The organism is Flavobacterium profundi (assembly GCF_006491645.1).
GTDB classification, from domain to species: domain Bacteria; phylum Bacteroidota; class Bacteroidia; order Flavobacteriales; family Flavobacteriaceae; genus Flavobacterium; species Flavobacterium profundi.
The window spans coordinates 32,983-53,841 of sequence record NZ_VDCZ01000017.1; the positions used below are offsets into that span (position 1 = coordinate 32,983).

Sequence of the window (20,859 nt, forward strand, 5' to 3'; positions counted from 1 at the left end):
ATTCATAGTAAACGAAACTCAATTACTAATAAGCATTATCTAATTCATAGTAAGCAAAACTTAATACATAGTATGCATTATCTAATTCATAGTAAACGAAACTCGATTCATAGTTAGCATCATTTATTACATAGTAAACGAAACTCGATTCATAATAAGCAAAACGTAATTTGTAGTAAGCATACTTAAATTTGGTTTATACCTTATTTCGTTAAAAGGAATCTCTTTAAAGATGCTATTTGGATAAAATAATAAAAAACGATATTTTTTTCTTAAACTATATCTATAAATGTACGCAATACTTTATTTTTGCGCTATGGGAAAAAAGAGAACAGAACGAATCGTATTCGAAAACGTAAAAGTCCTTGATGCAGGTGCAAAAGGCGTATCGGTAGCAAAAGCTCCAGATGGTAAGGTAATTTTTATACCTAATGTAGTTCCAGGTGATGTGGTAGATGTGCAAACCATGAAGAAAAGAAAAGCCTATTATGAAGGTAAAGCAACAGTCATTCATCAATTTTCTGAAGATAGAGTGGAAGCGGTTTGCCAACATTTTGGGGCTTGTGGTGGTTGCAAATGGCAAAATATGAACTACGACAAACAATTGTTCTATAAAAATCAAGAAGTATACAACAATCTCAAACGCATTGGTAAAATTGAAATGCCAGAATTCGAACCTATCTTAGGTTCTGAAAAGCAATTTTTCTATCGCAATAAAATGGAATTTGGTTTTTCTAATTCGCGTTGGATGACAGATGAAGAGGTGAGAAGTGGTGCTACTTTTGAACATAAAAATGCTTTAGGTTTTCATATTCCACGAATGTGGGATAAAATTTTAGATATTGAAAAATGTCATTTACAACAAGATCCTTCTAATGCCATTCGAAATGAAATTAAAGCATTTGCAGTGGCGAATGATTTAGAGTTTTATAATCCAAGAGCGCAAGAAGGTTTGTTACGTACGTTAATGATTCGTACCGCTTCTACGGGTGAAATCATGGTCTTGATTCAGTTTTTTAAAGAAGATAAAGCACAAAGAGAATTAGTATTAGACTTTTTAGCCGAACGTTTTCCCGAAATTACGTCCTTATTGTATGTAATAAATGGCAAACCAAATGATACCATTTACGATCAGGATATTAAGCTTTACAAAGGAAGAGACTACATTTTAGAAGAAATGGAAGGGTTGCATTTTAGTATTAATGCCAAATCTTTTTACCAAACCAATTCCGAACAAGCTTACGAATTGTATAAAATTACTAGAGATTTTGCTGGTTTAACTGGAGAAGAACTAGTGTATGACTTATATACAGGAACAGGAACGATTGCCCAATTTGTTTCCAAAAAAGCGAAAAAAGTTATTGGAGTAGAAGCTGTTCCTGAAGCCATTGCAGATGCCAAAGAAAATGCGAAACGCAATCAAATTACAAATTGCGAGTTCTTTGTGGGTGATATGAAAAATGTATTTAATGATACATTTATTGCAACTCACGGTCATCCAGATGTTATTATTACTGATCCACCTCGAGATGGAATGCATAAAGATGTAGTAGCACAAATTTTAAAAATTGCTCCAAGACGTGTGGTGTATGTGAGTTGTAATAGTGCTACTCAAGCGAGAGATTTAGCGTTGCTAGATGAGTTGTACAAAGTAGTACGTGTACGACCTGTGGATATGTTCCCGCAAACACATCATGTTGAGAATGTTGTACTTTTGGAAAAAAGATAATAAAAGACTAAATTGATGCCATGAAAAAAATAAGCGTAATAGTACTTATAATATTGGTTTTACTTTCTTTTTGGAATTGTGAAAAAGATGATTTATGTGCAGAAAGTACCCCTACAACTCCTAGAGTAGTAATTGAATTTTATGATGCTGTAAATCCTGATGTAGCTAAAAGTGTGACAAATTTAAAATATTTTGAAGTTAATGATGCAGATGAAGGAATTAGTGATACTTTAACAACTGCTTCAGGTACTAAAATTTTGATTCCATTAAAAACATTTCAAAATGAAAATACAGTAAGATTTAAACTTATTTTGAATGGTTCTGATGATGATGTATCTAATGATATAACTGACTTTGTTAGGTTTAATTATTCTAAGGAAGATATTTATATTTCAAGAGCTTGTGGTTATAAAACTATTTTTGAATTAAATGCTACGGATGGTTTTGAAAAAACAACAAATTGGATTCAAGTAGGAGGGATTGTAGATTACTCAGTAACTAATGAAAACGAAACTCATGTTAAAATATATTTTTAGTCTTACGATTCTTTGTGTTTCAATGCAAATGAGTGCACAAGATACTATTCAAAAATATCCTGAACGATATGGTTTGCGTGTGGGTGTCGATTTGCATCGTTTGGCAAAGTCTTTTTATGATGATAATTATAAAGGATTGGAAGTAGAAGCAGCATATCGTTTGACGAAGAAATTTTACATTGCTGGTGAAATTGGGAATGAAGAAAAAACGGTAGACGACGACCGATTTAATTTTACCGCTAGTGGTACCTATTTTAAAGCCGGTTTTGATTTTAATTCTTATGAAAACTGGCTAGATATGGAGAATTTAATTCACATTGGACTACGTTATGGAGTTAGTACTTTTAGTCAACAATTGAATTCGTATAAAATTTACGACCCAACAAATTTTTACGGAATGAATACGGTATATCCCAATCAAAAATTTAGTGGACTAAATGCGAGTTGGATTGAAGTGGTAGGAGGCGTAAAAGCGAAGATGTTTAATAATGTGTATTTAGGTTTTTCTTTACGATTAAACTATTTGGTATCGAATAAGAAACCAGAAAATTTTGATAATCTTTATATTCCTGGATTTAACAGAACCTATGACGGAAAGTTTGGTGCAGGATTTAATTATACCTTAAGTTATTTTATTCCGATTTATAAAAAGAATAAAACCACAATAAAAAAGACAACAAACCAATGATAGTTTGTTGTCTTTTTTAGTACTATTTTAATTAGTTACAGACTAAAATGACAGCTTACATCGACTGTCTTAGCTACTTTCTGACTTACCACACTTGGTATTTTAATATCAAAGTCTTCCGGTTTAACAGTAAATGTATTGTCTATAATAATCGTGTTTCCCGATTTTTTTATCATAGCAATAGAAACAATATTTTTGGTTTTACCATGTAATTCTAAAGTTCCGTTGATTGTAAATTTTTGTTCCTTTTCAGTTAATTTAGACACATCAAAGTTTTCAATTTTTCCTTTAAAAATAGCTTTTGGATATTTACTACTTTCAATGTAATTTTCATTAAAGTGTTCTTCCATTAAAGCTACTTTAAAACGAAATCCTTTCACTAAAGCCAATGAAGCAATGTCACCAGTTTGCGTATTTAAAATACAAGAAACTCCTTTGTTTGTAGCTTTTACTTCTTCAAAAGAAGGAACAGAGGCTTCAAAAGTAATTTCACCTGTTTTGGTCGATTTTTTTTCTTGAGAAAAGCCTAATAATGTGATACATAATAAGTATGCAATTAGAATTGTTTTTTTCATATCAGTTGTTTTTTATTGTTCAAGCAATCCATCGGTATACCATTTTTTCATAGCATCTATAGTGGTTTGAGGTAATCTTGGTCCTCCAAAAGGCATTGAAAAGTTAGGGTCAAAACTAGATATTCTGTCTAATAAACCTCTATTTATAACGGCATTTTTTACATCTTCATAAGTAGTAAGTTGCATCGGTGCTCCATTTTGAGGCGGACTTGTATGACAAAATAAGCAGTTTTCACTAACCACATTTTTTACATAATTATCATAAGTGACAACTTCTAGTTTTACAGGTTCACTTAAATCGGATTCAGAATCATTGGCACAGCTTAAAAGAAGAACTGTCAATACAGACAGTAATAAAACTGATTTTTTTTTCATAGCATTTGAAATTTATTATAGTAAAAATAGTTTTTTTAAGATAGAGATAAAAATTTTATTCTATTTTTGTTAAAAACAAATAACATTATGAAAAGAAATAAATGGATTTTAATACTTGTAATCCTCGTTTTAGCAGGTGTTTTTGGATACAATTATATTTACAAAAGTCATAGAGATATTAGTAAAGAAGAAGCAAGTTTTTCCATTACAGTGGGAACATTAATGACTGAGTTTGCTGCAGATGAAACTCAAGCTAATGAAAAATATTTGGATAAAACAATTGCTATTAATGGTAAAGTTACTTCTATTGACACGGAATCGAACTTGATAGTAATGGATGAGGTTTTATCGGCTACACTTTTGGAAAAAACCAATCAAGAAATTGAGAAAGGTCAAACGATTACAATAAAAGGGAGATTTATTGGTTATGATGAGCTTTTAGATGAGTTCAAAATGGATCAAGCCTCTTTAATTAAATAAATTGCTAAAAATCTATGAAAAAGTTTTTATTTGTTCTGCTGTTGCCGTTTTGTTTACAGGCACAAGATGATTTACTTTCTGAAATTGATACCGATTCTACTGAGGTACAAGTAACATCTGCTTTCAAATCTCTAAAAATTGTTAATTTAGAATCTACCAAATTAGCTGCAAAAGGAGATTTTTACTTTATTGTTTCGCATCGTTTTGGAACAATTAAGAATGGAATTGACACCTTTTTTGGGTTGGACGATGCCAATACACAAATTAAGTTTTTATACGGAGTAAATGATTGGTTAACGGTTCATGCTTCGAGAAGTGGGTTTCAAAAATCGTATGAAGGAGCTGTGAAATATAGATTACAGTCACAGATTGAGAATGGTTTTCCAGTAACTATTGTTGGTTTTAGTAGTGTGGTTGTAAATACAGAATTAGATAAGGAGTTATTACCTAAATTGACGTTTACAAATCGTTTGAATTATACTACGCAACTTTTAATTTCTAGAAAGTTTTCGGATCGCTTGTCACTTGAATTAGCACCAACTTTTTTTCATGAAAATTATGTTGTGAGCGATTATCAAGATAACAGTCAATATGCTATTGGAGCAGGAGGAAGGTATAAAATTTCCAATCGTGTTGCATTGACTATGGATTATGCAGCGCATTTGAATAGATCGGCAAGTTCATTGGCACATAACCCTATTTCTGTTGGTGTAGATATCGAAACCGGTGGACATATTTTTCAATTGCATTTTACCAATGCACAAGCAATGAATGAAACAGGTTATTTAGCGCATGGTTTAGGAAATTGGTCGAAAGGAGATATTTACTTTGGATTTAATCTCGTAAGAGTTTTTTAAATTATATGAACATAAAAAAAGTCCAATTTTAAATTGGACTTTTTTTACGCGTTTAAATATTCAATTAAAATCGGATCAGCATTTTTAAATGTTGGAGGCTGTTCTATAATACTGGCTACTTTTTTCTTATTAATTTTCATCGTAACGTCCTCTTCTATAGTAAACAGTAAGGCAGTTAGAAATGGATTTGTTAAATAAGGTGTTACTTCACTTTCTAAATTTTCCAAATCATGTACAGAAGTAATTTCTTTTTTTTCTCCATCATAGATTTTTTTTGTTAAAATAAATTTTAAAGTATTTTCTTCTACGATTAATTTTATATAAATATTTTGTAATTCGGGTTTACCAATGGTTTTAGCTAACGTTAATTTAGCGAAAGTTCCTTCAGCAATACTATCTTTAACTTTTTTAAAGAAACTGGAATACGTAATCTCGTTTGTCATATTATAAACCTAATTCTGTTTTTATTTTTTCATCAAAAATCATATTAAATAGTTGATTTTCTTTGTCTTTATTTAAAAATTTCCATTGATTACCAGTTAATTCGTCAGAAACAGCTATAAGGGTTGATCGCATTTCAATTTTAAATTCGTTTTTCTCCTTATCAAAGGTTACATTCATAGCATCCATAGATTTTTTAAAAATATCAGTCATTGCTTCTGCATCTTCCATAGGAGTTTTAAACTTCATCATCATCACGTTGTCATGGTCTATTAGACAGAATTTTTGTGTACCAATCGTTTTAATTTCACCAAATGAAAAATTAGGTTCAACTTCAACCAGTTGAATTGTGAACTGTTCATTATCCATCATCTGCTCAAACATTTCTTTCATTGACTCTTTAGGAATAATGTCAAATACTTTTGGATATGTTGTGTCAAATATTGCATCATAGTCCATGGAAGTCGTTGCTGTGTATGTTTTGAATACTTCTTTTTTTAAACTTTTCATGTCTTGTGAAAAGTTTGAAAAAGAGATAAAAAATAAAACAATAAATAATGTTATTTTGGTTTTCATTTTATATGATTTTCTCAAAGATAAAAAAATCCTCAACTCTGAATGGAATTGAGGATGTTTTTAACTTAGTTTTAAAGAATTATTGTGCTAAAACCCACTCACCAGAAGCGATTAAGTTTTCTGCTTTTTTAAATTTCATGGTTTCCGTTTTGCCACTCATAACGTGTTTGATAGTAACAGTGTCATTACGGTTGATTTTTGGAGTTTCTCTCACAATAGTTTCCGTAACTTGAGGACGATTTTGAGTTTGTTGACCCGCTTCTCTATTTCTAGCAGCCAATTCATCACTGTTCAAAACTTCTTCTTTACTTTCAGTGTAATTTTCTTTTCTTTTTACTTCTTTCGCTTCACTAATAGTATTGGCATTTTGAGAAGGTAAATCCGCTTTAAATAAGAATGAAATTACTTCTTTATTTACTTCATCCATCATACGTTTGAATAAATTAAATGCTTCAAATTTATAGATAAGTAAAGGATCTTTTTGCTCGTGAACAGCTAATTGAACGGACTGTTTTAGTTCGTCCATTTTGCGTAAGTGTTTTTTCCAAGCCTCATCAATAATAGCAAGTGATACATTTTTTTCAAAATCTGTTAATAAGGATTTTGCTTCAGAAGTATATGCTTTTTCTAAATTGGTAACCACATTTAAAGATTTAATACCATCTGTAAAAGGTACTACAATTCTTTCGTACTGACCGTTGTTGTTTTCATACACATTTTTAATCACAGGGAAAGCTTCTTTCGTATTGCGCTCTGTTTTATCTGTGTAGTGGTCTAAAACTGCTTTATAGGTTTTACCAATGATATCACGTTCTTGTAATTTTGTAAATTCTTCAGCAGTAATAGGTGCGCTAATTGAGAAATAACGAATTAATTCAAATTCATAATTTTTAAAATCACCAGCAGCTTTATTGTTTTGTACAATCACTTCACAAGTGTCATACATCATGTTTGCAATATCTACTTTCAAACGTTCTCCTTCAAGAGCGTGGCGACGGCGTTTGTAAACTACTTCACGTTGTGCGTTCATAACATCATCATATTCTAATAAACGTTTACGAACACCAAAATTGTTTTCTTCTACTTTTTTCTGAGCTCTTTCGATAGATTTGGTCATCATAGAATGTTGAATCACTTCACCTTCTTTTAATCCCATTCTATCCATTACTTTGGCTACTCTTTCAGAACCAAATAAACGCATTAAATTGTCTTCTAAAGATACATAGAATTGAGAACTACCAACATCTCCTTGACGACCAGCACGACCTCTTAACTGACGGTCTACACGTCTTGAATCATGACGTTCTGTACCAATAATCGCCAAACCACCCGCTTTTTTAACTTCATCAGATAATTTAATATCGGTACCACGACCCGCCATGTTGGTTGCAATGGTTACTACACCTGGTTTTCCAGCTTCTGCAACAATTTCAGCCTCACTTTTATGCATTTTAGCATTCAATACATTGTGCGGAATATTTCTGATTTTTAACATTCGGCTTAATAATTCCGAAATTTCAACAGAAGTTGTACCTATTAATACTGGGCGACCTGCTTGTGATAAACCAACTACATCTTCAATTACGGCATTGAATTTTTCACGAACAGTTCTATAAATTAAATCTTCTTTGTCTTTTCTGGCAATAGGCCTGTTTGTTGGGATTTCAACTACGTCTAATTTATAAATTTCCCAAAACTCACCCGCTTCTGTAACTGCAGTACCTGTCATACCAGCAAGTTTGCTATACATACGGAAATAATTCTGTAAGGTTACTGTTGCAAAAGTTTGTGTTGCGGCTTCAATTTTTACGTTTTCTTTGGCTTCAATTGCTTGGTGTAATCCATCAGAATAACGACGGCCATCCATGATACGGCCCGTTTGCTCGTCAACAATCATAACTTTATTATCCATGATTACATATTCTGTATCTCTTTCAAATAAAGTATACGCTTTTAGCAATTGAGTTAACGTATGAATACGTTCTGATTTAACAGAAAAGTCTTTATATAATTCCTCTCTTTTTTCTGCTTCTTCTTCGGTAGATAAGTTTTGTTTTTCAATTTTTGCAATTTCAGTACCAATATCCGGTAAAACAAAGAAATGTTCATCTGTATCTTGAGAAAGGAATTTAATACCGTTATCAGTTAATTCTACTTGATTGTTTTTCTCTTCAATTACAAAATATAATGCTTCGTCTACTTTTGGCATTTCACGATTGTTATCTGCCATGTAATGATTTTCCGTTTTTTGAAGCAATTGTTTGATTCCTTCTTCCGATAAGAATTTAATTAATGCTTTGTTTTTTGGAATCGCTCTATAGGAACGTAATAAGTAGAAACCACCATCTTTGGTATTGCCTTCTTTTATTAGTTTTTTAGCCTCTGTAAGACAGTCTGTAGCTAATTTTCTTTGTAAAGAAACTAAGTTGTCAACTTTTGGTTTTAATTCGTTAAATTCATGACGATCTCCTTGTGGTACGGGTCCTGAAATAATTAAAGGTGTACGCGCGTCATCGATTAATACAGAATCCACCTCATCTACAATAGCATAATTGTGCTTTCTTTGTACTAAATCTTCAGGTGAATGCGCCATATTATCTCTTAAATAATCGAATCCAAATTCGTTATTTGTTCCATAAGTAATATCTGCATTGTAAGCTTTTCTTCTTGCTGCTGTATTGGGTTGGTGATTGTCAATACAATCTACAGTTAATCCATGGAACTCAAAAAGAGGTGCTTTCCAAGTACTATCACGTTTTGCTAAGTAATCATTTACGGTAACCAAATGAACCCCATTACCAGTTAATGCATTTAAATAAAGTGGCAAAGTAGCTACTAAAGTTTTCCCTTCACCCGTTTGCATTTCGGCAATTTTACCTTGATGTAACACCACACCACCAATGAGCTGAACATCATAATGAATCATGTCCCAAGTAATGGCTTTTCCAGCTGCATCCCATGAGTTTGCCCAACTAGCATGCTCTCCTTCTATACTAATGTAAGGTTTTGTAGCAGATAATTCTCTGTCTTTTGCGGTTGCTGTTACAGTAATAGAAGTATTATCTTTAAAACGTTTTGCAGTTTCTTTCAATACAGCAAAAGCCTCTGGAAGTAACTCATTTAATACATTTTCAGAAATTTCATAGGCTTCTTTTTCTAGAGCATCAATTTCAGTATAAATGTCTTCTCTTTTATCAATATCTGTAGTGTTTTCAGCTTCTACTTTTAAAGCTTCAATTTTACTGTCTTTTTCAGCGCGAGCAACTTTTATCTTTTCTTTGAATTCAGTGGTTTTAGCTCTCAATTCATCGTGCGATAAAGAAGCTAGTGCAGTTTCAAAGGTTTTAACTTTGTTAATAAGTGGTTGTATGGCTTTTACGTCTTTTTGAGATTTATCTCCCACAAAAGTTTTTAATATAGAATTAATTAAACTCATAATAATTTTTATTCAAAAATTAGGTGTGTAAATTTACAAAAAAAAGCCTCAATGTGAGACTTTTTAAATGTTGTTATTTTATTTTTTAATACTCATCCTCGTTCCAAAGATAATCCTCGTCAGTTGGATAATCAGGCCAAATTTCCTCCATAGATTCATAGATTTCGCCCTCATCTTCAATTGATTGAAGGTTCTCCACAACTTCAAGAGGAGCACCTGTTCTGATTGCGTAGTCGATAAGTTCGTCTTTGGTAGCAGGCCAAGGAGCATCACTTAAATAGGATGCTAGTTCTAATGTCCAATACATTTTTCTATCGATTTAAATTTATGCAAAAATAATTTTTTAACTTAAAAAATCAAGTTTTTTTTGATTTATTTTTTATTATTTATAAGAACGTCTTTTTTTTAAGTAATTCGTAAGTCTTTTTTACTATTTTTTAATTCGTTTTTTAAACTACGAATTGTATAGTAGCGTTACGGTTTATCAGAGACTGAATACTAAAAAACTACTTCCTAGGTATCCATTTTACTTCCTCAGCCTTTACATCGTAGGACAACTTTCGTGCCAGTACAAAAAGATAGTCAGAAAGTCGGTTTAAGTATTTCATAACATAGGTATCTGTTGGTTCTATGTCATTCAAATGCGTCACTAAACGTTCCGCTCGACGGCAAACACATCTCGCAATATGACAATATGACACAGTAGTGTGTCCGCCTGGTAATACAAAGTGTGTCATAGGAGGAAGATTTTCTTCCATGGTGTCTATTTCTTTTTCCAAATATTCGATATCGCTTTCTTCGATACCTAATTGTTGCAAACGAGGTTGGCCATTCTTTAAGGTTTCTTTTTCCGGTGGTGTTGCTAAAATAGCTCCCAAAGTAAAAAGACGGTCTTGAATTTCAATTAAAACAGTTTTGTAGTGTGACTGTATCTCTTGATCACGGATTAATCCAATGTGAGAATTTAATTCATCAACTGTACCATAACTTTCAATACGAATATGGTGTTTAGGCACTCGTGTGCCACCGAAAAGTGCTGTTGTTCCTTTATCTCCTGTTTTAGTATATACTTTCATAAGAATTTAGAATTTAGAAACCTGATTTTTAAAGTTGAAATTAAGATTCTAGTTTTTTTGTTTGTCTTTGTTTTTGTTATAAGCAATTTGAAACGGCTTTCTATGATTTAAATTTTTTGATTTCTTTTTTTGTATCAATCGTAATACAATGTACAAAAATGCTAAAATTCCAACTAAGTAAAATAGTTTCATTTTATTTTCAAATTTACTGAATTAATTGCACTATTGCCTGAGTGAATTTTTGCAATGCGTTTGGAGCATAATCAAAATACAAATCGGGTTCGATGCATTCTACTTCCATTAAGTGAATGGTGTTGTTTTTTACAATTCCATCAACACGTGCATATAGTAATGGTTCTGGAAATTGATTGACAATTTCTTGCGCTTGCTGTATCAAAGATTCTGAAGGCTGTACTAAAGTGTATTGGCCCCCAAATTGTACTTGTATTCTAAAATCATTTGCAGCTGGTTTTTTATTGACCGCATGAGAAAATTCTTTGTTAAAAAAAATAAAAGAGGTTTCACCTAAGGAAGTAATTTCAGGTTGAAATTCCTGTAACAATAATTCTTTTTCTTGAGCAATTATTTGATATTCTTCTTCGATTTGTTCTATTTCACTTGGTTCGAATACTTTGGTTAAATAAGAACCCGCAGAAAAAGCAGGTTTGATAACTATTTTTTCCCAATGTGTTGGAATGGTATTTCTTAAATCGAGATGAACTGTTTTATTCTGAAAAAAGGTGGGTAAAATAGTAATTCCTTTTTGTTCCAATTCTTGTAAGTAGAACTTGTGCTTGTTTTGTTGAATAACTTCCAATGAATTAAGTGTAGGAATACCTAGATGTTCTATTTTAGTAAGCCATTGATTGAATGCTTCTTCTTTTTCATAATAATCCCATGTATTTCTAAAAACGAGATAAGCATACTGCGTCCAATCTTCTTTTGGATTATCCCAAATAGCAGCACGGGCTTCTATATTATGCTTTTTTAATTCAGGAATAAGTTGTTGGTCGGATGGTTTTAAGTCAGGTAATTTATCGCAAGTGAGCAGTGCAATTGTTGTCATGGATTAATTTTTGTTTTCCAAAGATAAGAGAATGTTATGATATAATTAAAAAAGGCTATTCAATGAATAGCCTTTTTTAATTATAAATTGAATGAAAACTTTAAAATCCAAAAATTTCATTTAAAGTTAGAATTTTTACTTCTCCTAACTTATTCATTTCTTCCATAGAAATATTTTTTTCTGATGCAACAATGGCATATGTATAAGGTTTGTTAGCAAGGAGATTTTTTTCAAAAGTAACTAAATCATCCATATTAATTTTAGTAACAGTTTGATAGATATCTTTTCTTATGTCTTTATCAACCCCTAAATCTTTTGCATTTAAATAAGTAAAAATGATATCATCTTGTGTTATTCTTTGTGTTTCAATATCTTTTCTCACTTGATTTTTTGCTAATTCCAAATTACCACTTATTTGAGGGGTGTTATTTAACAATTCATTCATACTAGAAGTGGCTTCTTTAAATTTGTCAACTTGGCTTCCTACATATCCAATGTAATAATAGTCTTCATTGCTTTTTTGAGGAGTAACGTAATATCCATATGTGCTGTATGCTAAGGCTTTACTTTCTCTTATCGTTTGGAAAACTAGTGAACCCATACCGCCACCAAAATAATTATTAAATACGTTAACTAAAGCTTCTTTATTTAAATTGTATTTTTCTGTATTTCTAATCCATCTCGTTTCAGATTGAACCATGTCATAATTTGTAAATAATACTTGATTTTTATTTTGTTGGATTTGTACAAATTCTTTTTTAGGATTAGGAGTTGAAAATTGGGTTGGCACCTTATGAAGTTTTTTTAACTGACTTGCAATTGTATTAATTTCAATTGGGCCGTAATATATAATAGTTTGTTCGTAATTATTTATTTTTTTAATACGTTCAATTAATTCTTTTGAAGTAATTTGTGTCAATTCTTCATTAGAAAGGTTGTAATTAAATTTATTTTCGGGTCCATACATTGCATAACTCGTTAATCCTTGAAGAATAGATCTTTTATTGGATTTGCTATCGTTTCTAGCTTTAAGATTTCTGGCAATTAACCCTTTTAAAGCTTCTTCATCGGCTTGTAAATTAGCAATAGTTTCTTCGTAAAGTTTTACCGCTTTTTCAAAATTTTCTTGTAATCCTTCAATATAGACAGTTGTATATTCTTCACCAGTTCTTACATAAAAATTACAAGCAATATTATAAAAAGCTTTTGCGATTTCTTCTGACGACATAGTATTTGTTCCTAAAAATTGAATATACTGAGAAGCTAATGCTAGTTTTAAATCATTTAGAGTTCCTATTTTATAACGATATCTTAAACGAAAAATCTGATTGTCTTTGTTTTGTACAGTAAGCAATTCGGCAGCACCTATTTTAGATTTTTGAATGTCTTTATTAAAGTCTAAAAAAACAGGTTTTGAATTATTACTAGCTATATTATCTATGCTTTTAACAAATTCAGATTGTTTATCTGCGTTAGTTTCAACTGGAGTTATTTGTGGTTTTTCGATTTTTTCAGTAAGTTGACTTTCTCCTTTTTTCTTTAAAATGGCAACATAATTATCTTTTAAATACTTATTTGCAAAATTTACAATATCTTCCTTTTTAATTGTTGATAAGTTATTGATGTAGGCAACTTGATTTTTCCAATCTAATTCAGAAGTAAAGGCATCCATTAATACACTTGCTCGATTAGAATATTTTTCACTTTCGTAAATTTTTTCTTTTTTAATGTTGTTAATAATAGCAGTAATTAGATTGTCATCAAATTTTCCATTTTTTAAGTTTTCAATTTCATTTAAAACTAATTTTTTTACTTCATCAAGTGACTGTCCTTCAGTAGGAGCAGCGTAGAAATATAAAATACCGTGATCAATTAAAGTGTAAGTAAAAGCACTTGCTCTTAATAAGCGTTGTTTTTTTACCAAATTAAGATCTAGTAAACCTGTTTTACCATTCGTTAATATTTTACCTACTAAATCGGCTAAAAGAACATCTTTGTCTTTATTTCCAGGTAATCTAAAACCAATTGTTACGCTTTCAGCATCTGGACCAACCACTTCTTTTATGATAGGATGGGTAAGAGGCTCTTCTTGTTGAAAAGTATATTTTTCAAATGCTTTTGGTTGCATATATGAAAAAGCTTTGTCTATTTTGACAATAAGTTCATCCGGATTAAAATCACCTGAAATAATTATTCCCATGTTATTAGGGACATAATATTTGTTAAAATATTTTCTGATTTCAATCAAAGATGGATTTTTTAAATGCTCAATCGTTCCAATAGTTGTTTGTAAACCATAATTGTGTTTTTTGAATAAATTACTGAATAATTCATCAAAGACTTTTTCAGAATCACTATCTAAGCTTCTGTTTTTTTCTTCGTATACAGCCTCTAATTCGGTATGAAAAATTCTAAAAACAGGATTTCTAAATCGTTCCGCTTGAACTGCTAAATATTTATCGATAGCACTACTTGGTACATCATCTGTATAAACAGTTTGTTCAAAAGAAGTAAATGCATTTGTTCCTTGCGCACCCATAGCAGACATCATTTTGTCATATTCATTTGCAATGGCATATTTACTAGCTACACCAGAAATTGAATCTATTTTTTTATAAATTTCTTTTCTTACTGTATCATCTTTCGATTTATTATACTGCTCATATAATGCATCAATTTTTTCTAATTCAATTTTTTCTTTTTCCCAATCCAGACTACCATATTTGTCTGTTCCTTTAAATAGCATGTGTTCTAAATAATGTGCTAAACCTGTATTAGTAGCAGGGTCAGTTTTACTCCCAGCTTTTATAGCAACATAGGCTTGAATTCTAGGATCTTTCTTCGTTGGGCTTAAAATTACGGTCAACCCGTTTTTTAAAGTATAAAATCTTGCTTTAACGGGATCGTTGGTAACATATTTGTATGTATAACCATTTTTTGATTCTTGTTTCCATTCAAATTGATTTTGCGCAATGGAAATGAAACTAATTAAAAAAAATAATGCTGATAAAGATTTTTTTTTCATGTGTTCTAACTAGAGATTTATAAAATTATATATATAGGTAAGATGTTTGTTATTGCAAGTAAGTTGCGCAATTTTTGTCATGGATTTATTTTTGTTTTCCAAAGATAAGGAGTTCCTGACAAATGAAGAAATGGAAAAATAACTAGCCCTGACAGTAGAAAGTAGCTCCCGATTTTTTCGGGACTACTTGGAATGGCAGGAAAAAGGATAGTCGATATAAACCAAGCCATTCGCTTCTAAAATTAACTTTTTGCGGTTTTGTTTTTTTGCAATAGCGCTAACAATAAAAGTCCTAATCCCGTTCCTATTAACAAACCATTGGTAAAGTCGTTTAATTGAAAATAATGCGTAAGAATTTGTGAAATGCTAACAGTTAAAATTCCTATTATAAAAAAAGCTTTGAATTTCATATTTCTATTTATTTAGATTGTCACTTTCAATAAGTCCGTCTCGTAAACGAATGATTCGGTGTGCATACGCAGCAATATCTTCTTCGTGTGTTACCAAAATAACGGTATTTCCTTTGGCATGAATTTCATTGAAAAGATTCATTATTTCTACCGAAGTTTTACTGTCTAAGTTTCCAGTGGGTTCATCGGCTAAAATAATGGCAGGTTTGTTTACCAAAGCACGACCTACGGCTACACGTTGTCTTTGACCACCAGATAACTGATTGGGTTTGTGATCCATACGATCAGCAAGGCCTACTTGCGTTAGAACTTCAGTAGCTCTTTCGTTTCTTTCCGATTTTGAAAAACCAGCATACACCATAGGTAATGCTACATTATCTAAAGCTGTGGTTCTAGGCATTAAATTGAAAGTTTGGAAAACGAAGCCAATTTCTTTGTTACGAATTTCTGCCAATTCATCATCGTGCATTTGACTCACTAATTTTCCATTCAGTACATAACTTCCTGAAGTAGGTGTGTCTAAGCAACCTAAAAGATTCATTAAGGTAGATTTTCCTGAACCTGATGGCCCCATTAATGCTACATATTCCCCTTTGTTAATAGTTAAATCAATTCCTTTTAACACATGAATGGTTTCATCACCTAATGGAAAATCTCTTGTAATGCCTTTTATTTCAATGATTGGTTGTGCCATCTTAAATTTGAATTTAGAATTTTGAACTCAGAAAGTTGAATTCTTAACTACACATAAGTAGAAAAAGCAAGTAATTTGTTACAATTAGATTTTAATTTTTTTAAATAGGTAGGAACTAAGGCTTCTTTTGGGATTAATTATGAAATGTTCTTTCAATTGTTCTTGTCTAAAGAAAACCATTCCCCATTGAAAGGTGTCTATGGTTACGGTTACTTTGGGATGTTTTTGTATTATTCTCCAGGCTTCTTCCATGTCTTTCGACCAATGAATGTCGTCAAAAATCCAAACACTGTCATTGGTAACGGTTGAGAGCAATGTTTCGAAATAAGCTAAGGTTGCTGTTTTAGAATGATTGCCATCGAAATAAATGAGTTTCCAATTTTGTTGTTTTCCTTGAGTATTCAAATAATTTGAAAATTCTGTAGGAATAAGTTGCACCGAATCAAGATTGAAATTTTCAAGTTGGGTTTTAGCTATGTTTAAAGTATTGGAACAACCCTCTAAAGAAGTTATTTTTGATGGTGTATCTAAAGATTGAGCTCCCAAAGCGAGGGCAGAAGTAGCTAATCCTAAAGAAGTGCCAATTTCTAAAATGGTTTCGGGTTGAAAATACTGGACAATACGAAATAATAATTGCGCATTTTTAGAACTAATTCCTGCATTTTTAGCAATAGCTGAGATGAACCTTGTGTTGGATTTAAAAACTCGTGAACCCGCTCCAAAGTCGGTTACTTCGATAGTGTTTTTATTTTCTAAAAGTGTTTTTCGATAGTTTTTTAAGGTTGCATATTCTGGATAATTTGAATTATTATAAAAGCATTTGGTTACCAAATCAAATACAAATGGAGAATGAATCCCATGTTCGCTTTTGGAATGGAATAAAAATTTTAGATAGGCTTTAACTAAATGATTCATTCAAACATTATTTATCTGACAAAATAGAGCAATTAATACATGTTTTTTTATTAAACTAAAAAATCACTCCATTTTAGAACTCAATTCAAACCATCTTTCTTCTTTTTGTTCTAACAATTGAATTACTTTTTGGAGTTCATTGGCTTTGGCTTCAATCTTATCATCAGCTACTTTTCCATCCTCAAATTCCTTTTCGATTTTAGCTTTTTCAATTTCTAAATCTTTTATTTCTCGTTCAATTTTATTGAATTCTTTTTGTTCATTAAAAGATAAACCCGAAGTAGTGGCATTTTTTTCTTTCCAATTGACTTTTTCGGTGCTTACGGCATTCAGTTCTTTGGGTTCAGCAGAATCTTCATATGTTCTAAAATCGGAATAATTTCCTGGGAAATCTTCTACTTTTCCTTCCCCTCTAAAAACAAATAAGTGATCTACAATTTTATCCATAAAATAACGATCGTGACTTACTACTAAAAGGCAACCAGGATAGTCTAATAGGAAACTTTCTAGTACATTTAAAGTTACAATATCCAAGTCATTGGTAGGTTCATCGAGAATTAAAAAATTCGGATTTTGAATCAAAACGGTACATAAGTATAATCTCTTTAATTCGCCTCCACTTAATTTTTCTACAAAATCGTATTGCTTTTTGGCATCAAATAGAAAACGCTCTAAGAGTTGAGATGCGGAAATAATTTTTCCTTTAGTTAATGGAATGTATTCTCCATATTCTTTAATGATGTCGATTACTTTTTGCCCTGGTTTTGGATTGATGCCACTTTGGGTGTAATATCCTAATTTGATAGTGTCTCCAATAATTACTTTTCCTGAATCGGGTGGCGCAGTTTGCGTTAGAATATTTAGAAAGGTAGATTTTCCTGTTCCATTTTTACCAATAATTCCAATACGTTCTCCTCGTTGAAAAGAATAGGAGAAATCATCCAGTATGGTTTTTTCAGGGAATTTTTTAGTCACTTTTACCATTTCAATGATTTTGCTCCCCATTCGCTCCATGTTGATTTCCAGTTCCACTACATTTTCTTTTCTACGACTTTCGGCTTTTTCTTTAATTTTATAAAAGTCATCCTGACGCGATTTGGATTTGGTAGTTCTTGCTTTGGGTTGGCGACGCATCCAAGCCAATTCCTTAACAAAAAGGTTTTGTGCTTTATCGATACTTGCATTTTCAGAAGCAATTCGCTCTTCCTTCTTTTCTAAATAATACGAATAATTTCCTTTGTATTGGTATACTTTATTATTGTCTAATTCAATGATTTCATTACACACACGCTCTAAGAAAAAGCGATCGTGCGTGACCATGAATAAAGTGATATTTTCTTTAGCAAAATAATCTTCTAACCATTCAATCATTTCTAAATCTAAATGATTGGTCGGCTCATCTAAAATTAATAAATCGGGACGATTGATAAGAATGATGGCTAATGATAAACGTTTTTTTTGACCACCCGAAAGATTTTTAACTTTCAGTTTTAAATCGTCTAATTTTAATTTGGATAAAATTTGTTTGTATTGAGTTTCAAAATCCCAAGCATTGTAGCGATCCATGTCGTCAAAAGCCCTTTGGTACAATTCTTCATCTTCTGGGTTTTCCAATGCTTTTTCGTAGGCTTCAATTATTTTTAGCGTGTCATTATCTGATGCAAAAATGCTTTCTTCAATCGTTAATTCATCTTGTAAATTATTATTTTGAGATAAAAAAGCCATATTAATACCTTTTCGAAGTACAATCTGACCTGAATCAGGTTCGTCTAAACCGTTAATCATATTCATGATGGTAGTTTTTCCCGAACCATTTTTGGCAATGAATGCAATTTTTTGGTCTTTATTAATCCCAAAAGAGACGTTGTCAAATAAAACACGTTCTCCGTAGGCTTTCGATATATTTTCGACTGAAAGATAATTCATAAATGTAAGGTGTCAATTTTCAATAAAGGCAATATGCCATTTGTTTTGCAAAAGTAATTTTTTTGTTGAAGCTTTAAAGTTTAAAATCTAAAAGTTTTGAATTTTAAGTCATGTTGTAATTTGTCGATTTTATCAATAAAAAAAGCTGTCTTAAGACAGCTTTTTTTATTGATAAAATTATTTTAAAACATCTACTTCAATCGAACTATCGCTATACACTTTCATAAAGGCTTTGGTATAATCGTCTTTGGTAGCTAAATACGGATTTTCTAAGAAATTTTGAGGGTTTACCATCATTAAAGGATACCAAGTACTTTGAATTTGAATTTGAATTTTATGTCCTTTTTTAAAGGTATGTAATACATCTTGTAATCTAAATTCAATATCGGTTTTGGTATTTGGTTGTAATGCTTCAGGTTTTTCAAAACTATTTCTAAAACGAGCAGGCATAATTTCGCTTCGCACCATTTGATGATAGTTTGCATAAAGTACCTCTGGTTTGTCTTTGTTTTCAGGTTCGTCTAAAGGATAAATGTCAATTAATTTTACGATAAAATCAGCATCAGTAGCTTCGGTTGCAATTTTAAGTTTCGCCATGATTTCACCTGCAAGAGTAATATCTTCTTCTAAATATTCGGTTGTAAAAGTTAACACATCGGGGCGACTTGTAGCAAATCGTTGGTCTTCACTCATATAATTTCTAGGTGTAAAACCATTAAAGTCACCATAACTTTCACTACTTGGAACAGGTTTGTTTGGGTCACTAAAATATTCGCTAAAGTATATTTTTTGAGGTTTTCGTTGTACTAATTCTCCTGAAGCATATAAATAAAAATTAAGTTTAGTTGCTTCTTTTGGAGGCCAAGTTGTAAATTCTTGCCATTCTTTTTTTCCAGTATTATACATATAGGCTTCTGGTAAATCGACAGCTGTTTTAGTATCTCCTTTTAAGTAATGATTGAAGAATTTATATTCTATATTTTTTTGATAAAAAGTAGCAATACTATCTCCAAAATAGATGTCGTTATGATAATGTTTCCCATTTTCACGAGCCCAAGCACCGTGTGAAAAAGGTCCCATTACTATAGTGTTTTTAGCATTCGGACTTGTTTTTTCTATGGTTTTGTAAATATTTAAAGGCCCTGCTAAATCTTCTGCATCAAACCAACCACCCACAACCATTACGGCATGATTGATGCTTTTTAAATGAGGTAATAAATTTCTTTTTTGCCAAAAAGAATCATAATTAGGGTGTGTAACAATTTCCTGCATGAAAAAATTATCTGCATAATATTTGTCGGTTGCTTCTTTTATAGTTCCTAATTCATTATAAAAAACAGAACCGTCTTTTGAAGTAGGTTTAATATATTGATCCATATACCAAGCTTTATCTTCTGCTTTTGACTTTTGGACTCCAAAAACAGGAAAAGTCCTGAAATAACCCGTTACGAAAGCACCATTATGGTGAAAATCATCAAAAAAGAAATCAGAAATTGGAGCTTGAGGAGAAGAAGCTACTAAGGCAGGGTGATTGGCTAACGTTCCTACAGCCGTGTAAAAACCAGGATAAGAGGTACCGTATTGTCCCACTTTTCCATTATTGTTCTTGATGTTTTTTAACAGCCAATCTATAGTGTCGTAGGTGTCGGTACTTTCATCAACATTGGTTTTTGCAGTATGTTCTACTTGAGGCGTCATATTGGTAAAAGTACCTTCACTCATATAACGCCCTCTAACATCTTGGTACACAAAAATATATTTGTCTTTTAAAAGAAAAGCGTTAGGACCTAATGATTTTTTAAAGTTTTCTTCTCCATATGGAGCCACACTGTAGCAAGTGCGTTGCATTAAAAATGGATATTTATTGCTTTTGGAAATGTCTTTTGGAGTGTAAATTGCGGTAAATAATTTCACCCCATCACGCATGGGAATATACACTTCTTTTTTATCATATAATGAGGAAAGATCTTCTTGTGCAAAGGAACAAAAAGCGAGAAATAGAAAGAAAAATTGAATTATTTTTTTCATTTTTTATTGAGATTTTATTTTGCTGT

At 31.4% G+C, this 20,859-nt stretch carries 19 protein-coding genes; 5 read left to right on the forward strand and 14 right to left on the reverse strand.

Annotated elements, in window-relative coordinates; translation table 11 throughout:
• The first annotated feature begins 316 nt into the window (after positions 1-316).
• The 3 genes from rlmD to FHG05_RS17105 are packed head-to-tail and all read left to right on the forward strand — an operon-like array spanning position 317 to position 2,953.
• On the forward strand, positions 317-1,729 hold the full coding sequence (gene rlmD, locus FHG05_RS17095) for a 23S rRNA (uracil(1939)-C(5))-methyltransferase RlmD (RefSeq protein ID WP_140999327.1): 1,413 nt from the start codon (positions 317-319) through the stop codon (positions 1,727-1,729).
• Between the two features lie 20 nt (positions 1,730-1,749).
• Entirely contained in the window at positions 1,750-2,265 is a 516-nt protein-coding gene (locus FHG05_RS17100) for a DUF6452 family protein (RefSeq protein WP_140999328.1), read from the forward strand.
• Entirely contained in the window at positions 2,246-2,953 is a 708-nt protein-coding gene (locus FHG05_RS17105; RefSeq protein WP_140999329.1) for a DUF6048 family protein, read from the forward strand. Before FHG05_RS17100 ends, FHG05_RS17105 begins: the two co-directional genes overlap by 20 nt.
• A 35-nt stretch (positions 2,954-2,988) precedes the next feature.
• Here the strand turns inward: FHG05_RS17105 and FHG05_RS17110 are convergent, their stop codons facing one another.
• Both FHG05_RS17110 and FHG05_RS17115 read right to left on the reverse strand, forming a co-directional pair.
• Positions 2,989-3,528: a YceI family protein gene (locus FHG05_RS17110; protein ID WP_140999330.1), complete on the reverse strand. Its 540-nt coding sequence runs from the start codon at positions 3,526-3,528 to the stop codon at positions 2,989-2,991.
• A 12-nt stretch (positions 3,529-3,540) separates the two neighbouring features.
• Positions 3,541-3,903, reverse strand: a complete 363-nt coding sequence (locus FHG05_RS17115; protein WP_140999331.1) for a hypothetical protein — start codon at positions 3,901-3,903, stop codon at positions 3,541-3,543.
• A gap of 87 nt (positions 3,904-3,990) precedes the next feature.
• Between FHG05_RS17115 and FHG05_RS17120 the strand changes: the two genes are divergently transcribed.
• Positions 3,991-4,383 carry an OB-fold protein gene (locus tag FHG05_RS17120; protein ID WP_140999332.1) on the forward strand — a complete coding sequence of 131 codons (393 nt, stop codon included), beginning with the start codon at positions 3,991-3,993 and terminating at the stop codon, positions 4,381-4,383.
• Positions 4,384-4,397: 14 nt separating this feature from the next.
• Positions 4,398-5,240, forward strand: a complete 843-nt coding sequence (locus tag FHG05_RS17125; RefSeq protein ID WP_140999333.1) for a DUF5777 family beta-barrel protein — start codon at positions 4,398-4,400, stop codon at positions 5,238-5,240.
• A 44-nt stretch (positions 5,241-5,284) separates the two neighbouring features.
• Here the strand turns inward: FHG05_RS17125 and FHG05_RS17130 are convergent, their stop codons facing one another.
• From FHG05_RS17130 to FHG05_RS17180, 12 genes are all read right to left on the reverse strand, one after another.
• On the reverse strand, positions 5,285-5,683 hold the full coding sequence (locus FHG05_RS17130) for a hypothetical protein (RefSeq protein WP_140999334.1): 399 nt from the start codon (positions 5,681-5,683) through the stop codon (positions 5,285-5,287).
• A 1-nt stretch (position 5,684) separates the two neighbouring features.
• Entirely contained in the window at positions 5,685-6,257 is a 573-nt protein-coding gene (locus FHG05_RS17135) for a hypothetical protein (protein ID WP_140999335.1), read from the reverse strand.
• Between the two features lie 79 nt (positions 6,258-6,336).
• Entirely contained in the window at positions 6,337-9,693 is a 3,357-nt protein-coding gene (gene secA, locus FHG05_RS17140) for a preprotein translocase subunit SecA (RefSeq protein ID WP_140999336.1), read from the reverse strand.
• A gap of 85 nt (positions 9,694-9,778) precedes the next feature.
• The gene (locus FHG05_RS17145; RefSeq protein ID WP_002986941.1) at positions 9,779-10,000 is read right to left on the reverse strand and encodes a DUF2795 domain-containing protein; all 222 of its coding nucleotides are present in this window, start codon (positions 9,998-10,000) and stop codon (positions 9,779-9,781) included.
• 199 nt (positions 10,001-10,199) lie between these two features.
• Positions 10,200-10,769, reverse strand: a complete 570-nt coding sequence (locus FHG05_RS17150) for a cob(I)yrinic acid a,c-diamide adenosyltransferase (protein ID WP_140999337.1) — start codon at positions 10,767-10,769, stop codon at positions 10,200-10,202.
• A gap of 205 nt (positions 10,770-10,974) precedes the next feature.
• Positions 10,975-11,835 carry an ATP-grasp domain-containing protein gene (locus FHG05_RS17155; protein WP_140999338.1) on the reverse strand — a complete coding sequence of 287 codons (861 nt, stop codon included), beginning with the start codon at positions 11,833-11,835 and terminating at the stop codon, positions 10,975-10,977.
• 100 nt (positions 11,836-11,935) lie between these two features.
• Entirely contained in the window at positions 11,936-14,860 is a 2,925-nt protein-coding gene (locus FHG05_RS17160) for a M16 family metallopeptidase (protein WP_140999339.1), read from the reverse strand.
• Between the two features lie 242 nt (positions 14,861-15,102).
• On the reverse strand, positions 15,103-15,270 hold the full coding sequence (locus FHG05_RS18470) for a hypothetical protein (protein WP_157504299.1): 168 nt from the start codon (positions 15,268-15,270) through the stop codon (positions 15,103-15,105).
• A 4-nt stretch (positions 15,271-15,274) separates the two neighbouring features.
• A complete protein-coding gene (locus FHG05_RS17165; protein ID WP_140999340.1) occupies positions 15,275-15,964 on the reverse strand; it encodes an ABC transporter ATP-binding protein in 690 nt (229 codons plus the stop codon).
• 84 nt (positions 15,965-16,048) lie between these two features.
• Positions 16,049-16,879: an O-methyltransferase gene (locus tag FHG05_RS17170; protein ID WP_140999341.1), complete on the reverse strand. Its 831-nt coding sequence runs from the start codon at positions 16,877-16,879 to the stop codon at positions 16,049-16,051.
• A gap of 63 nt (positions 16,880-16,942) precedes the next feature.
• Entirely contained in the window at positions 16,943-18,805 is a 1,863-nt protein-coding gene (locus FHG05_RS17175; RefSeq protein ID WP_140999342.1) for an ABC-F family ATP-binding cassette domain-containing protein, read from the reverse strand.
• Positions 18,806-18,982: 177 nt separating this feature from the next.
• Positions 18,983-20,833 (reverse strand): CocE/NonD family hydrolase, encoded by a 1,851-nt coding sequence (locus FHG05_RS17180; protein ID WP_140999343.1) that lies wholly within the window; start codon positions 20,831-20,833, stop codon positions 18,983-18,985.
• Positions 20,834-20,859 lie beyond the last annotated feature (26 nt).